Origin of the sequence: Desulfuromonas sp. TF (assembly GCF_000472285.1) — a bacterium.
GTDB lineage: Bacteria > Desulfobacterota > Desulfuromonadia > Desulfuromonadales > ATBO01 > ATBO01.
The window spans coordinates 28,799-43,665 of sequence record NZ_KI421414.1 but is presented as its reverse complement, the minus strand read 5'-3'; the positions used below and the strand labels follow the sequence as shown (position 1 = coordinate 43,665).

Below are 14,867 nucleotides of genomic sequence, written 5' to 3'. Positions count from 1 at the left end.
TCTAATCCTGGAACTGAATCTCGTAAAGCTTCTGATAAAGACCGCCGCTCTGGAGCAGTTCCTGATGCGTTCCGGCCTGTTCGACCCTTCCCGCATCAAGGACCACGATCTTGTCCGCATGCATGATGGTCGAAAGGCGATGGGCAATCACGAACGTAGTGCGATTGCGCATCAGGTTGGCCAGGGCCTGCTGGACCATGGCCTCACTCTCGGTATCGAGAGCGCTGGTCGCCTCATCAAGAATCAGAACGGGGGCGTCGCGCAGTATCGCCCGGGCGATGCAAAGGCGCTGTCTCTGCCCGCCGGAGAGGCGTACGCCGCGATCTCCGATGCTTGTTTCGTAACCGTGAGGCAGCAGGCGGATAAACTCGTCGGCATAGGCAAGCCGGGCCGCTTCCTCGACCGCGGCATCATCCGCATCCGGCGATCCGTAGCGGATATTGTTGCGAATGGTGTCATGGAACAGAAAGGTTTCCTGATCAACCAGTGCGATGTTGCGTTTAAGACTCTCCAGGGTGATTCGGCGGATGTCACGGCCGTCGATGCGAATCGCCCCCTGCTGGGGATCGTAAAAGCGGCTCAGCAGTCCGACGACGGTCGATTTGCCCGCTCCGCTCGGTCCCACCAGGGCCACAACCTCTCCCGGGTCGGCGCTGAGAACAAAGTCCTTCAGCACGGGCTCCTCTCCATAGGAGAAAACAACCCGGTCGAAGACCACTTCTCCCCTGGCGCGTCCAATGGATACGGCATCGGGAGCATCTGAAATCTCGGGAACCTCGTCCATGACTTCGAAGACCCGCTCGGCGGCCCCCAGGGATTTCTGAATCGTATTGCCGACTTTGGTCAGACGCTTGACCGGGGTATACATCATGAGTATGGCGGCGGAGAATGAGAAAAGCTCCCCCTGGGTCATCGCCCCCGCCAGAACCCGGTTGATTCCGTACCAGAAAACGGCGGCGACCCCGAAGGACGCCAAAATTTCAACGACCGGCGCCGCAGCTGAATCGTATTTCAGGACTTTCCGCATGAATCGATAGAAAGAGAGATTTTCCTTGCGGAAACGCTGATTCTCACTCTCTTCCGTGCCGAAGGCCTTGATGACCTTGATCCCCGACATGGTCTCCTGCAGCATGCCGGTGAGACTCCCCAGCGTCGCCTGACCCCGGCGGGTATTGTCCTTGATCTTGCGGCCGATGATCGAAGCCGGAAGGACGGAGACGGGCAAAACCAGAAAGGCGAGGGTCGCCAGTCTCCAGTCGTTATAGAAGACCAGGGCCGTCAGGCCGATGAGGGTGAACCCCTCTCGCAGTCCATCCACCAGGACGTCCGCGGCGGAACGCTGCAGGATCCCGACGTCGTTGAGAATCCGGGACATGAGATTGCCCGTGGAGTTGCGGGCGTAATATCCCATGGACAAGGAGATGGAATGCTCATAGAGATCGTTGCGGATATCCTGAACCACCATCTGTCCGGCTGTCTTGATCAGATACTCCTGAACATAGCGTGAGGCGCCCTTGACGACGGCAAGACCGATGACCACCATGGGAACGATATTGACCAGGAAGGCGTTCCCGGCGGTAATGACTCTGTCGATCAGGGGCTGGACCAGTTTGGCCGCGGCCACGTCGGAGCCGGCCACCAGCAGCGAAGCCGCCATGGAAAAGAGTACCCGGGCCGCGTAGGGCCGCGAATATCTCAGAAGACGACGATATATATGGATACCTTGATCTTTCACTCGGACGGTTCCTTATGCAGAATGCCCCTGCTCATCTCCGAGGCCATGCGGGCCACGCGCCGAGAGCATCCTCCTTCCCCCATCCTTTCACGGATGCGGGAGAGTCCGTGGCGGATCAGCCGACCGTATTCGGCGTCATCGACGATGCGAAGGATTTCGCCGGCTACCGCTTCGGCCGTCGCCTCCTCCTGAATGAATTCCCTGACCACCCCGTCGCCTGCGACGATGTTCGCCAGGCCGATGTGATCCACCTTCACGAGACGTTTGCCGATGGCATAGGTCAGGGGAGCCATTTTGTAGAGAATCGCCATGGGAGTTCCGACCAGGGCCGTCTGCAGGGTCACCGTCCCCGAAACCGTGATCACCGCGTCGCAGGCATTTGCCGCGTCATAGATGTTTTCCTGCACCAGGGTGATCGGAAGTGTCAGTTCCGCCAATCTGGCCTGGAAGATCTCGGGATCGAGGGAAGAAGCGACCGGGAGAAGAAAGTTGATTTCAGTCTTTTGTCGCCGGATCAATTCCGCCGCCCCGAGGATGGTATCGAAGTTATACTTGAGCTCGTTTTTGCGGCTCCCGGGAAAGAGGCCGACTACGGGGCGATCCGGATCCAGACCGTAGCTGCCGAGAAAGTCGACTCGCGAACGGCTGACGTGGACTTCATCCAGCAGCGGGTTGCCCACATATTCCACCTCGATATCCTGATCCTTGTAGAAATCAGGTTCAAAAGGGAAAATGGCCGCCAGCCGGTCGACCACCCCGGCGATCTTTTTAACCCGGCCTCGACGCCATGCCCAGACCTGCGGGCTGACATAGTAGAGGACAGGGACATGAGCCTTTTTCGCCGCTTTGGCCAGGCGCAGATTGAAATCGGGGAAATCGATGAGGATAAGCACGTCAGGCCGCCGCTCCCCGTTCAGAATCCCTTTCAACCGATTAAACGCCCTATAAATGGTCGGAAAGTGACCGGCCACTTCCACCAGTCCCATGACGGCCAGTTCTTCGCCGGGAATGAGAATTTCGCACCCGGCCGCCTCCATGAGCCGGCCGCCTACACCGAAAAAAGACAGCCCGGGGTCAACCTCCCGGGCGGCCTTGATGAGGTTAGAGCCATGGAGATCCCCGGAGGCTTCTCCGGTGACGATCAGGGCCTTTCGACGCTGATCCATATTTTTGACGCCTGTTTTCATTCTTGAGTATAGGTCGCCCTGCGGGCGTCTCTACAAGGCCCCCAGGATGACGTCGCAAATCCTGTCGATCTGCTCCCCGGTCAGTTCGGGGTACATGGGAAGCGACAGAACTTTTCCGGCGACATCCTCGGTGACAGGCAGGGAGACCCCGGCCCACTCCTCTTGATATACCTCCTGCCGGTGCAGGGGGATCGGGTAATAGATGGCCGAAGCGATGCCTTTCGAGTTCAAGGCCTTCTGGATCGCATCACGGGCTTCGCAGAGGATGGTGTACTGGTGATAGACGTGCAGACCCTTTCCATCTTCCACCGGCGGCAGCACTCCGGACCCCTGCAGGCGGCTGCTGTACCGGTGGGCGTTGATCCGCCTCCGGCGATTGTAATCATCGATGTGCTTGAGCTTGGCCCGCAGAATCACAGCCTGCAGATCGTCCAGACGGCTGTTGTAACCTATGACGGCATGATGATATCTCTCGCGGCTGCCGTGATTGCGCAACATCCGCACCGCCTCGGCGGCGGCGTCGTCGTCGGTGATAATCATTCCTCCGTCGCCGAAACAGCCAAGGTTCTTGCTCGGGAAGAAGGAAAAACAACCCAGATCGCCAAACGCTCCAGACTTTTTGCCGCCGTACTCGGCCCCGAAGGCCTGCGCGCAGTCTTCCACCAGCTTGAGACCGTGTCTGCGGCACAGCGCGGCAATGGGAGTCATATCGGCAGGTTGCCCGAAAAGATGAACGGGAAGGACGGCCCGGGTCCGTTCGGTGATCGCCGCCTCGATGAGATCCACATCGATATTGAAGGTCTGAGGATCGATATCGACGAAAACAGGATGGGCGCCCACATAGGAGATCGCCTCGGCGGTCGCGATGAAAGTGAAAGGAGAGGTGATGACTTCGTCCCCCTCGCCGATCCCCGCGGCCCGCAGGGCGAGATGCAGAGCATCGGTCCCTGAGGCGACGCCGATGGCATGCCTGATCCCGCAATAAGCAGCCACTTCCTGTTCCAGTGCGGCGCCGTTGGGACCCATGATGAACTGGGTCGTTTCAAGCACCTGCCGGAAGCCCCGTTCGATTTCCTCCCGGAGCGACTCGTATTGACCCTTTAGGTCAACCATTGGGATATTCATCGTAAACCGTCCTTCAGTTGAATTGGTTAAAAACAGGTGAGGCGTGAGAAATGAGGGGGAAAACCATTACGCCTCACACCTCACGCCTTTGCGCCTGAAGCCCCGATTTTCCAGCTAGAGTTTTCCGTTGATCTGCAGAGCCAGTTCCAGAGCCCGCTTGCCGTCTTCCCCCGTAACCACCGGAGCGGTACCGTCCCTGACCGCATCGACGAAGGCCCTGATTTCGGCTAAAAGAGCATCGCTCTGTTCGAAGCTCTTTTCTTCCATGGAGACGTTGGGCAGCCCAGGAACCGGCACGCCGCCGTCATCTTTACGGAATATGGAGATCTTGCGGGCCTGATAATCGATGGAAATATAGGCATCGGACTGAAAGATCCGGATCTTGCGCACCGCATCGCGGCTGACACGGCTTGCCGTAACATTGGCCACACAGCCGTTTTCGAATTGAAGCCGGGCGTTGGCAATGTCGACTTCCTCCGAAAGCACCGGAACTCCCATCGAATTTACCAGCTTGATCGCCGAAGGAACCATGCTCAGGATAATATCGATATCGTGAATCATAAGATCGAGAACGACGGTGACGTCCGTCCCCCTTGTCTTGAAGGGTGCCAGTCGATGAGACTCGATGAAAAGTGGGTTTTTCAGAACACCTTCCAGAGCCAGAACCGCAGGGTTGAAACGCTCCAGGTGCCCTACCTGGAAGACCAGACCACGATCCTCAGCCAGCCTGATCAAGTGATCCGCCTCTTCCACGGACTGGGTGATCGGCTTTTCCAGAAGGATATGGCAGCCGGCCTCCAGGCATTCTTTGGCCACGGGATAATGATACTGCGTCGGAACCACGATCGATACAACATCGACGGAATCGAGTAACTGGCGATAATCGGTGAAAGCGGCCGTGCCCACCTCGGCGGCAACCTCTTCGGCCCGCTCCCGGCTGGCATCGACCACTCCGACAAGGTCCACATCCTCCAGAGAGGCGTATTTCTGGGCATGGAATCGACCAAGATATCCTACCCCGATAACAGCGGCGCGCAATTTGTTCATTTGCTCAACCTTCTCAAGTCATGACGCGTGACGCTTAACGCGTGACTAAAAACAAAGATAATTCTACCTGTCACGCCTCACCCCGTCACAGGTCTTTAACGCGCAATCCCCCGGTGGCTGTTGCGAATGAATTCTGTAAACATCTTCAGTTCAGGCGTTTCATCGAGTTCGGCGGTAACTTTCTCCAAGGCCTCCTCAAGGCGCAGGCCTGAACGGAAAATGAGCTTATAGGCCGTTTTGAGATCGTGCAGGGTGGAATCGGAGAAGCCCCGCCGTTTGAGGCCGACCAGGTTCAGTCCCGCTGGTTTTGCCCGGTCCCCCTGGGCCATGATGAAGGGGACAATATCCTGTACGACCACTGAGCCTCCGCTGATCATGGCATGAGAGCCGATGCGGGTGAACTGGTGAACGCCGGAGAGTCCTCCCAGAATGGCATGATCATCAACGACGACATGCCCGGCGAGCGTGGCGGCGTTGGCAAGAATAACGCGGTTCCCGACCCGGCAGTCGTGAGCCACGTGCGAATAGGCCATGAACAGATTGTCGTCTCCGATCACGGTCTCCCCTCCTCCGTCTTCGGTCCCGCGATGAAGGGTCACGAATTCGCGCACCGTATTGCGGTCCCCGAGGCGAAGGAAGGACTGCTCGCCATGAAACTTGAGGTCCTGGGGATCGGCTCCCACGGAAGCGAACTGGAAGATCCGGTTGTCCCGTCCGATCTCGGTCCACCCTTCGATGACCGAATGCGGTCCCACGGTCGTCCCCGCGGCGATGGAAACATGCTCGCCTATAACGGCGTAGGGGCCGATGGAGACTCCTTCGTCAATCCGGGCGGCGGAATGCACTATGGCTGTCGGGTGGATCATGCGTCGATATATTCCCTTAATAGCTCAAAGGTGTGAGGTGGCAGGGGAACTTGCGCTTCACGGATTTCCCCTAACGGTCGGCGAAAGTTGCCTTAAGATCTGCCTCGCAGACCAGTTTCCCTTCCACATAAGCCTTCCCGGCAAAGGCGTAGATTCCCCGACGGGTGCTGACCAGCTCCAGCTCAAATCTCAGGACGTCTCCGGGGATCACCGGCTTGCGGAACTTGACATTGTCGATCCCCACGAAATAGGTGACCTTGTCGTCACCGATGTCGTATTTTGCCCGGACAAAGGCGCCGCCGAGCTGAGCCATGGCCTCGACAATGAGGACTCCCGGCATGATCGGGTGCCCGGGAAAATGTCCTTGAAAGAACGGCTCATTGATGGTGACGTTCTTGATCCCGACGACTTTCGTGTCCCCCTCGGACTCGATGATCTTATCGACAAGCAAAAAGGGGTAACGGTGGGGAATCAGCTTCATGATTTCGACAACATTCAATTCCATGACGGTCATCCTTCCTTGATTAATTTTTCAAGCTCTTCGAGCTGACGTTTCATATGGCTGAGCTCCTTGCGCATTTCGGGCAGCCTGGTGAAGCTCATGGTGGCTTTGAGCCATTCCTTATGAGGTATGGCGGGAAGGCCTGATAGAAACTGGTTGTCATCAACGTGGTTGGTCACTCCTCCGCGGCCGCCGATGGTGACATTGTTGCCTATTTTGAGATGCCCCGATGTCGCCGCCTGACCGCCGAAGGTGCAGTGATTTCCGATTTCGGTGCTGCCCGCGATTCCCACCTGCGAGACGAGAATCGAATCCTCGCCGATGACAACATTGTGAGCGACCTGCACCAGGTTGTCGATCTTCGTCCCTCGCTTGATACGTGTGACCCCGAGGGCCGCACGGTCGATGCAGGTGGCGGCGCCGATCTCCACATCGTCTTCGATGATCACGATTCCTATCTGCGGGATCTTGTAGTATCGCGATCCGTCGGGAGCAAAGCCGAACCCGTCGGCGCCGATGACCGCCGAAGGTTGAATGATGACCCGATTGCCGATCCTGCATTGCTCCCGCACGACGACACCGGCGTGCAGGGTACATTCCTCTCCAACCACCGCATCGTCATAGAGAACGACTCCCGGATAAAGAATCGTCCCCAGTCCTACTTGGACATTTTCGCCGATCACGCAGCCGGGATGAACGGTAACCCCTTCGCCGAGCGTCGCACTGGCAGCAACAATGGCCCCCTTCATGACCCCTTTCGGTTCAGGCCGACGCACCATAAGAAAGGTGAGAATCTTGGCGAAGGCGAGATAGGGGTTGCGGCAGACGATCAGCGAAAACCCTGGAGCTTCAATGCCCGGAGAGACGATGATGGCCGAGGCCCGGCAGTGCTCGATCTTCGCCAGATATTTGGGATTGGAGATAAATGTGATATCCCCTTCCCGGGCCTCGTCAATGGAAGCCAGGCGCAGGATTTCCAGATCTCCGTCGCCGACGACCGTCCCCCCCGCCAGTTCGGCCAGTTCTTTTAGCAGCGCCACGCTCCCCCTCCTACTTAGTCGATTCGGTGGCGAACCTTGCATCATAGGCCTTGATGATCCTGGCAGTGAGATCAATCTGATCATCGGCAAAAAGAATGGAACTTTCGGTTTTTTCAAGAACCAGCGTATACTTCTCCTTTACCCCGACCTCCTTGATCACCTGGAACAGCTCTTCAAGTATCCGCCGGGTGTGATCGGCATCCTGCTGCTGCAACTCTTCCTGAATGTCCTTGGTGAAGCGCTGGAATTCCTTAAGTTTCTGCTGATAATCCCGCTCCTTGTCGGCGCGGGCGGTCTCGGACAGGAGAAGGGCCTTCTTTTCCAGTTCCTCCTTCAGCTTCCTGAGTTCCTCCTGGCGGGATTCGACAATGGTTTCGTATTCCTTGACCTTGCCTGAGATCTTCTCCTTGGCGGCTTTACCCGCCACGGAGAGATTCAATGCCTTCTGCAGGTCGACGTAGCCGATCTTGGCTTCAGCAGCCAGGGCCGCCCCTGCCGATGTCAGTAGCATGATGAGAGTCAAACCGATGAGTCGTTTCATAACTGTCTCCTTGTGCTGATACACTGATCAGAAAAATTTGCCGATGGAAAATTCGAACTGACTGGGCTTCTCGGTTTCTTCAGGGTCGAGATTATAACCCCATTCAAGTCGCAGCGGCCCCATGGGACTGAACCATCGGATGCCGCCGCCGACGCTGTAGCGCATGTTTGAGAAGTAATCTTCATCCTTTCTCCAGGCATTGCCGGCATCGAAGAAGAGCAACCCTTTGAGGCCCATGTCCTTGAGCAGTGGAAAAGTATATTCGAAGTTGAAATAGGCCTGTTTTTCCCCACCGATGAACTCGAATTCATCGGTCGGGACCGTTACGGTTTTTCCGGTGACGGGATCAATCTGTTCCGTCGTCCGTCGAACCTTCGGTCCGACCTCTCGGGTTTCAAAGCCGCGAATGGTGTTGATGCCGCCGAGCCAGAATCGTTCATCGAGAGGAATATCCTCTCCTCCGACCTCCTGGATATAGCCGAGACGACCGTGAGCGGAAAAAACCGTTCCCCACTTCCAGGGAAAGAAATGGCGGTGATCAATGTTGTACTTTGCGAATTTTTCCGTACCGCCCAACCCGGCGAATTCGATCGAAGCTTCGGAAACGGATCCCATCGAAGGATCTAGCCGGTAATCGGTGGTATTGCGGGTCAATGATGCGGTGATCGAAGAGATGGTGGAAGTCCCCACCTGATCCCGGATCAGGAAAGAAGCGTTCGCGTCGACATCGAAAATTTCCTTTTCCTCGTAACGATAGAGAAAGAAGGTCCTGAGATCGTACGTCAGCGGAATGCCGAGCTTTATGTTTGCCCCAACCGCTTTCTTGCTGAAATCGACGTATTCCCGTTCGGTTTTGAACACATCGAAGCCGAGAGCCAGGTCTTTATCGAGGAAGTAGGGATCGAGAACCCCCAACTGGTATGTGGTGCTCCTGCCGCCGAAGGAACCTGCCAGGTTCAGCTTAAGAGCCCGTCCGAGAAAATTTTCCTGGGAGACCGAGCCCTGGCCGATGATGCCGTCCACGGAGGAGTAGCCGAATCCGACACTGAACGTTCCGGTCGGTCGCTCCTTGACATTCACATCCAGGTCCATGTGGGCTTCGTCCGTCCCCTTGCCTGTGGTGACGTTTACCTCTTCGAAAAAACCCAGGTTGTTTATCCGGCGCCGGCTCTCCTTCACTTTGCTGGCGCTGAACAGTTCTCCCTCCACCAGCTTCATCTCCCGGCGTATGACCTTGTCCCGGGTTTTCGTATTCCCCGAGATCTGAACCCGGCCTATCACGACCTGGATTCCCTGCTCGATGTCAAAGGTCACATTGATCCGCTTCTGCTGAACATCGAGACGGGTCAGGGGAGAGACGTTCACATAGGCATAGCCCTGGTCGGCATAGAGATCATTGAGGGTAAAAACGTCCTCGCGCAACTGCTTTCGATTGAAGATGTCGCCTTCCGTGAGCTTCACCAGTTTCAGCAGGTCCTCTTTGCTCCGGATGAGGTCCCCCTGTACATCCATCTCCCCGATCTGAAACTGTTCACCCTCCTCAATTTCGATAAGCAGATCCATGCTCTGCTTGTCTTCACGCAGCGTCACCAGGGGCTGTTTGACCTTCACCTGTACATAGCCGTCGTTGTAATACTGATCGGCGATGATCTCCAGATCGTTCTCCAGGACTTCCTGTTTATAAGTGCCCCGCCCCGTGAGCCAGGAAAGGAACCAGCGTTCCTTGGTTTCAATGACTTTTTTGAGCTGCCGGTCGGTGAAGACCGTATTCCCTTCGAAGCGGATATCACGGATCAGAACCTTGTCGCCCTCCTTGACGTCAAAGGTAAGCGTCGCTTCGTGGAGATCATTGATGTCGATCTTCGAGCTGATCTCGACCGCATGAAATCCTTCCTCGATGTAAGCCTTTTTGATCGCCTCACTGCTTTTTGCGACTTCTCTGGGGCTATAGATTTCGGGGGTGCGGATGGTGACCAGTTCCCTCAGCTTTTCGGTGGAGAGTTCGTCGTTTCCGGAATACTCGATGTTCCGGATCAGAGGATATTCGGTGAGCCGAAAAATCAGAGTACCGGCCCCGTCGCTCTTTTCGAACTCGGCGGACACATCTTCGAAACGGCCCAGCTTGTAAATAGCCCGGATATCCCGGTCGATATCCTCGTCCGAAACGGTCTGGCCGGCCTCAATGGAAATGACCGAACGGATTGCGCTTCGCTCCACCCGCCGATTTCCCTCGATCACAACTTCGCCGATGGCATACTCCTGTGCCATGGAAATACCCGGCAACAGATGCATCGCCACAATCAGTGCCGTGAAAACCCTCTTATACATGCAATCGAAAACTCCGCAGAAAAGATTCTGAATTGAAAGGGCGCATTATAGGTCAAAGCCCATCAGGGGCGCAAATCAAAACTAACGGGTCCGTTAATCCAGAAAACGCCCGTCCGCCATGTGCACTATCCGGTCAAGACGTTTTGCCAGTGTTTCACTGTGTGTCACAATGACCATGGTCAGTCCGCGGGTCTGATGAAGCTGGTGAAGCAGGCGATAGATTTCATCGGAAGTGCCGCTGTCCAGATTCCCGGTAGGTTCGTCGGCCAGCAGCAGACGGGGCGACATGACCAGCGCCCGGGCAATGGCCACCCGCTGCTGCTCGCCTCCGGAAAGCTCCCCCGGCTTATGGGTCAGTCGATGACCGAGTCCCACCTCCTCCAGCAGACTTTCAGCCTTTTCGGCGGCTTCCTTTTGATCCTGGCGGGCGATAAGGGCCGGCATCATGACATTTTCCAAGGCCGAAAACTCGGGCAGCAATTGATGGAACTGGAAAACGAAGCCGATGGTCCTGTTCCGAAAGGCATCGAGCGCGGCCCCTTTGAGGGTGAAAATATCCTTCCCCTCGAACAGGACAGTCCCGGAGGTTGGGTGATCAAGGCCGCCGATGATATGCATGAGCGTCGTCTTGCCGGCTCCGGAAGCACCCACGACAGCCACCCGTTCGTTTTCACGGATGATCAGATCGATGCCATCGAGAACCTCGACCCGCCCCCGGCCGGAAGCGAAACCTTTTTTCAGATCTTTGACTTCAATCACTCTTTACCCCTTGTGAAGCGTACCCGCTTACCTCGCACCCCTCTCGGATTTTATTCGTACCGCAACGCCTCGGCCGGGTCCATCCGGGAAGCTCTCCAGGCCGGATAGATGGTGGCGAGCAGGCTGATGGTCATGGCTACGAGCACCACCGCCATGACATCCGAAGAGTTAACCACTGAGGGGAAATTCTCCATGCCGTAGACCGACTGGTCAAAGATCTTGACGTGAAACAGATTCTCCAGCTGCTTGATGATCGGATCGGCATTCTTCGCCACGATGAGGCCCAACATCGTGCCGAGAGCGGTTCCCAGGGTACCGATGATGAACCCTTCCAGAACGAATATCTTCATGATGCTCTTGGCATTCGCTCCCATCGACCTGAGAATGGCTATGTCCTTATGCTTTTCCATCACCACCATGATCAGGGTCGTGGCGATGTTGAACGCCGCCACCAGAACGATAATCCCCAGGACGATGAAAAGACCGAGCTTCTCCAGGCGCAGAGCCGAAAGAAAGGAGCCGAAGAGATCTTCCCACGAGCGGACCACGAAAGGATAGCTGAAATCCTGACGCAGGGAGGATGCGACCGGTTTGGCGTGGTCAAAGGAATCGACCTCCACCTCCACCCCCGTCACCTGATTCTCCTCTCCAAGAAAGACTTGGGCTTCGGACAGGGCGACATAGGCAAAATAGGTATCGAGAAAACCTCCCCGATGGCGGGAAATACCGACCACCCTGAAGGGCTTCATCTTGGGGATCATGCCGAAAGGGGTGATGGTGAACATGGGAGGAATGACGTTGATCGTCTCGCCGACGGCGACCCCCAGCGACGTGGCGGTATCGATGCCGATGACAATGCCGGGCCGGGTCGCTTCGGAGTCGAAGAGCAGATCTTCGACATCACGGTCGCCCACCGTCAGGAATTTCTGCTGGAAAATTTTATTGCCTTCTTCGATCCCCTTGACACTGACCGCTGCCACATTGCGGTTGGAGAGAAGCATGGCTTCCTTGGAAACGAAGGGGGTGGCGTCCAGCACGTGCGGCGCGGCCTTGACCCTGGAAATCGTTTCCTCGTAGTCGGCCATGTCTTCCCCATGTTTCTGGATAAGAACATGGGGAATATTGCCCAGGATCTGCTGCCGCACGCCGTCGTGGAAACCGGTCATGACCGCCAGCACGACGATCAGAGCCGCCACGCCGAGAGTGACTCCGGCAATGGAAATAAAGGAAATGACGGAAATAAAGGTCTGCTTGCGCTTGGCCCGCAAGTACCTCAAGCTGACGAAAAGTTCGTAACTCATAAGATCTCGTGAGGGGTGAGGGTAAGGAGAAAAAACGAGGAGCGAGGACAAAAAGATTTGGCGCCTCACTCCTCACGCCTCACTCCTCACCGTGTCTCCGGCCGCAGTTGGGGAAAGAGAATGACGTCGCGGATAGAAGCCGAGTCGGTCAACAGCATGACCAGGCGATCGATGCCGATCCCCTCCCCGGCCGTAGGCGGCAGTCCATGCTCCAGCGCGCGGATATAATCCGCATCCATGGCATGGGCTTCCTCGTCACCCGCTTCCTTCTCTTCCAGCTGCCTGAGAAAACGCTCTTTCTGATCAAGAGGATCGTTCAGCTCGGAGAAGGCGTTGGCCAGCTCCCGCCCCACGATGAACAGCTCGAAGCGGTCCACCACCTCGGGATTGGCTTCGTTCTTTCGTGACAGGGGAGAAATTTCCGTCGGGTATTCGGTAATGAAGGTAGGGTTCCAAAGATTCGGCTCGGCCACCTCGTCGAAGATCTCAGTCAGCAGCTTGCCGTGGCCGATATTCCGGTCCACCTCCAGACCCAGAGCCCCGGCGTATTTCAGGAGCTTCTCCCGGTCCTCCAGATCCGCGGCGGCAATGTCTCCGTACTTCACGATCGCCTCCCGGACGCTCAGCCTGTCCCAGGGGGGTGTCAGATCAACCTCCTTGCCGCCGTAGGTGAATTTGAGTTTCCCGACCACCTCCCCGGACACATGACAGATCAGCTCCTCGGTGAAGTCCATCAGGTCCTTGTAGGTGGCATAGGCCTGGTAGAATTCCATCATGGTGAACTCGGGGTTGTGCTGAATGGAGATTCCCTCGTTGCGGAAATTGCGGTTGATCTCGAACACCCGCTCGAAGCCCCCCACCACCAGGCGCTTGAGGTAGAGCTCCGGGGCGATACGCAGAAACAGGTCCATCTTCAGGGTGTTGTGATGGGTGACGAAAGGCTTTGCCGTGGCGCCGCCGGCGATCGGCTGCATCATCGGAGTCTCCACCTCGAGAAAGTCACGCTGCTGCATGAAATCGCGGATGAGGCCGATGATCCGGCTGCGCTTCAGAAACACTTCCCTGACTTCCGGATTGGCGATTAGGTCGAGGTAGCGCTGCCGGTAGCGGGTTTCGACATCGGTCAGGCCGTGCCATTTCTCAGGCAGCGGCTGCAGGGATTTGGTCAGAATTCGGATGGCGTCGGCCCGCAGCGACAGCTCTCCCGTCTTGGTGCGAAAGGGGGTGCCGGAGAAGCCGACGATGTCTCCGAGGTCGAATCTGCGGAACTGATCGAAAGACTCCTCCCCCACCCTGTCCCGGGCGACGTACACCTGCAGAAGACCTTTCCGATCCTGTACCTGAATGAAAGCGGCCTTGCCGAAATCGCGCCGGGCCATGATCCGTCCGGCCAGGATGTAACGCGCCGCACAATCCTCCAGATCTTCCTGTTCACCATGCGCCGCCACTACATCGGCGGTCGTATGCTCGGCGGCAAAATCGTTGGCGTAGGGGTTGATTCCCTGTTGACGCAACTCCTCCATTTTGGACCGGCGCTGCAGAAGGAGTTCGTTGAGTTCTTCCATTTATTCCAATACCTTTCATCCCCGGATTCGACGGGTTGATACCATATACTCCGAGGCGGGGCAAGTCAAGGGAAAGCTGCAAGCTGCACGCTGCAAGCTATAAGCTGTAAGCTGTAAGCTATAAGCAAAAACCTATGAGTTTAAAGGTTCAGCTTACAGCTTGAAGCTTAGAGCTTACAGCTTGATTTTCGATTATTTCCGGCTAAGCAGATAGGCTTCGACGAAACCCTCCAGGTGACCGTCAAGCACCGCATCCGTGTTACCCACCTCGTAGCCGGTGCGGTGATCCTTGACCATGCGATAGGGGTGCAGCACGTAGGAGCGGATCTGGCTTCCCCAAGCGATCTCCTTTTTCTCGCCGGTGAGAGCGGAAGCTTCCTCCTCTTTTTTACCAACCTCCAGTTCATAAAGCCGCGCCTTCAGCTGTTTCATGGCCGTAGCCCGGTTCTTGTGCTGGGAGCGTTCGCTCTGGCAGGCCACGACGACTCCCGTCGGCAAGTGGGTGATGCGGATGGCCGAATCGGTCTTGTTGATATGTTGTCCGCCGGCCCCGCTGGCGCGATAGGTGTCAACCTTGAGATCCTTGTCGTTGATCTCCACCTCCACCTCGTCGGAGAGTTCAGGAAAGACAAACACCGAGCAGAAGGAAGTGTGCCGCTTGGCACTGGAATCGAAGGGGGAGATGCGCACCAGGCGATGGATCCCCATTTCGGCCCGCAGCCACCCGTAGGCATAGTCTCCTTCGGCGGTGAAGGTGACTCCCTTGACCCCCGCCTCATCGCCCGGCTGGTAATCGGTGATCTCCGTCTTGAAACCCTTTCTCTCGCAGAAGCGCAGATACATGCGAAGCAGCATCTCGGCCCAATCCTGG

13 protein-coding genes are annotated in these 14,867 nt (G+C 56.7%); all 13 read right to left on the bottom strand.

Features of this window, described 5'->3' with window-relative positions; translation table 11 throughout:
* Position 1: 1 nt before the first annotated feature.
* A complete protein-coding gene (locus DTF_RS0105320) occupies positions 2 to 1,735 on the bottom strand; it encodes an ABC transporter ATP-binding protein (protein WP_226989178.1) in 1,734 nt (577 codons plus the stop codon).
* A complete protein-coding gene (gene lpxB, locus DTF_RS0105315) occupies positions 1,732 to 2,901 on the bottom strand; it encodes a lipid-A-disaccharide synthase (protein WP_027714482.1) in 1,170 nt (389 codons plus the stop codon). The genes DTF_RS0105320 and lpxB overlap by 4 nt, the downstream gene beginning before the upstream one ends.
* A gap of 51 nt (positions 2,902 to 2,952) precedes the next feature.
* Positions 2,953 to 4,035 carry a DegT/DnrJ/EryC1/StrS aminotransferase family protein gene (locus tag DTF_RS0105310; RefSeq protein WP_226989177.1) on the bottom strand — a complete coding sequence of 361 codons (1,083 nt, stop codon included), beginning with the start codon at positions 4,033 to 4,035 and terminating at the stop codon, positions 2,953 to 2,955.
* Between the two features lie 126 nt (positions 4,036 to 4,161).
* Positions 4,162 to 5,094, bottom strand: a complete 933-nt coding sequence (locus DTF_RS0105305; RefSeq protein WP_027714480.1) for a Gfo/Idh/MocA family protein — start codon at positions 5,092 to 5,094, stop codon at positions 4,162 to 4,164.
* Positions 5,095 to 5,189: 95 nt separating this feature from the next.
* Entirely contained in the window at positions 5,190 to 5,960 is a 771-nt protein-coding gene (gene lpxA / locus DTF_RS0105300; RefSeq protein WP_027714479.1) for an acyl-ACP--UDP-N-acetylglucosamine O-acyltransferase, read from the bottom strand.
* Positions 5,961 to 6,030: 70 nt separating this feature from the next.
* A complete protein-coding gene (gene fabZ / locus DTF_RS0105295; RefSeq protein WP_035055869.1) occupies positions 6,031 to 6,474 on the bottom strand; it encodes a 3-hydroxyacyl-ACP dehydratase FabZ in 444 nt (147 codons plus the stop codon).
* Complete coding sequence (gene lpxD / locus DTF_RS0105290) at positions 6,471 to 7,502, bottom strand: UDP-3-O-(3-hydroxymyristoyl)glucosamine N-acyltransferase (protein ID WP_027714477.1); 1,032 nt, start codon at positions 7,500 to 7,502, stop codon at positions 6,471 to 6,473. The genes fabZ and lpxD overlap by 4 nt, the downstream gene beginning before the upstream one ends.
* Before the next feature lie 10 nt (positions 7,503 to 7,512).
* Positions 7,513 to 8,043 carry an OmpH family outer membrane protein gene (locus DTF_RS0105285; protein WP_027714476.1) on the bottom strand — a complete coding sequence of 177 codons (531 nt, stop codon included), beginning with the start codon at positions 8,041 to 8,043 and terminating at the stop codon, positions 7,513 to 7,515.
* Between the two features lie 27 nt (positions 8,044 to 8,070).
* Positions 8,071 to 10,371 carry an outer membrane protein assembly factor BamA gene (gene bamA, locus DTF_RS0105280; protein ID WP_027714475.1) on the bottom strand — a complete coding sequence of 767 codons (2,301 nt, stop codon included), beginning with the start codon at positions 10,369 to 10,371 and terminating at the stop codon, positions 8,071 to 8,073.
* 93 nt (positions 10,372 to 10,464) lie between these two features.
* Complete coding sequence (locus DTF_RS0105275; RefSeq protein ID WP_027714474.1) at positions 10,465 to 11,130, bottom strand: ABC transporter ATP-binding protein; 666 nt, start codon at positions 11,128 to 11,130, stop codon at positions 10,465 to 10,467.
* 50 nt (positions 11,131 to 11,180) lie between these two features.
* The gene (locus DTF_RS0105270) at positions 11,181 to 12,431 is read right to left on the bottom strand and encodes a lipoprotein-releasing ABC transporter permease subunit (protein ID WP_027714473.1); all 1,251 of its coding nucleotides are present in this window, start codon (positions 12,429 to 12,431) and stop codon (positions 11,181 to 11,183) included.
* Positions 12,432 to 12,517: 86 nt separating this feature from the next.
* A complete protein-coding gene (gene lysS, locus DTF_RS0105265; RefSeq protein ID WP_027714472.1) occupies positions 12,518 to 13,996 on the bottom strand; it encodes a lysine--tRNA ligase in 1,479 nt (492 codons plus the stop codon).
* A gap of 192 nt (positions 13,997 to 14,188) precedes the next feature.
* The coding region (prfB, locus tag DTF_RS27060; RefSeq protein WP_226989176.1) for a peptide chain release factor 2 at positions 14,189 to 14,867 on the bottom strand (679 nt) is incomplete at its 5' end.

Excerpts from the sequence above, each read along its gene's own strand:
- DTF_RS0105310 (WP_226989177.1), bottom strand. The coding sequence starts at position 4,035 with ATGGTTGACCTAAAGGGTCAATACGAGTCGCTCCGGGAGGAAATCGAA.
- lysS (WP_027714472.1), bottom strand. The coding sequence starts at position 13,996 with ATGGAAGAACTCAACGAACTCCTTCTGCAGCGCCGGTCCAAAATGGAG.
- DTF_RS0105285 (WP_027714476.1), bottom strand. The coding sequence starts at position 8,043 with ATGAAACGACTCATCGGTTTGACTCTCATCATGCTACTGACATCGGCA.
- lpxB (WP_027714482.1), bottom strand. The coding sequence starts at position 2,901 with ATGGATCAGCGTCGAAAGGCCCTGATCGTCACCGGAGAAGCCTCCGGG.
- DTF_RS0105270 (WP_027714473.1), bottom strand. The coding sequence starts at position 12,431 with ATGAGTTACGAACTTTTCGTCAGCTTGAGGTACTTGCGGGCCAAGCGC.
- lpxA (WP_027714479.1), bottom strand. The coding sequence starts at position 5,960 with ATGATCCACCCGACAGCCATAGTGCATTCCGCCGCCCGGATTGACGAA.
- fabZ (WP_035055869.1), bottom strand. The coding sequence starts at position 6,474 with ATGACCGTCATGGAATTGAATGTTGTCGAAATCATGAAGCTGATTCCC.
- bamA (WP_027714475.1), bottom strand. The coding sequence starts at position 10,371 with ATGTATAAGAGGGTTTTCACGGCACTGATTGTGGCGATGCATCTGTTG.
- DTF_RS0105305 (WP_027714480.1), bottom strand. The coding sequence starts at position 5,094 with ATGAACAAATTGCGCGCCGCTGTTATCGGGGTAGGATATCTTGGTCGA.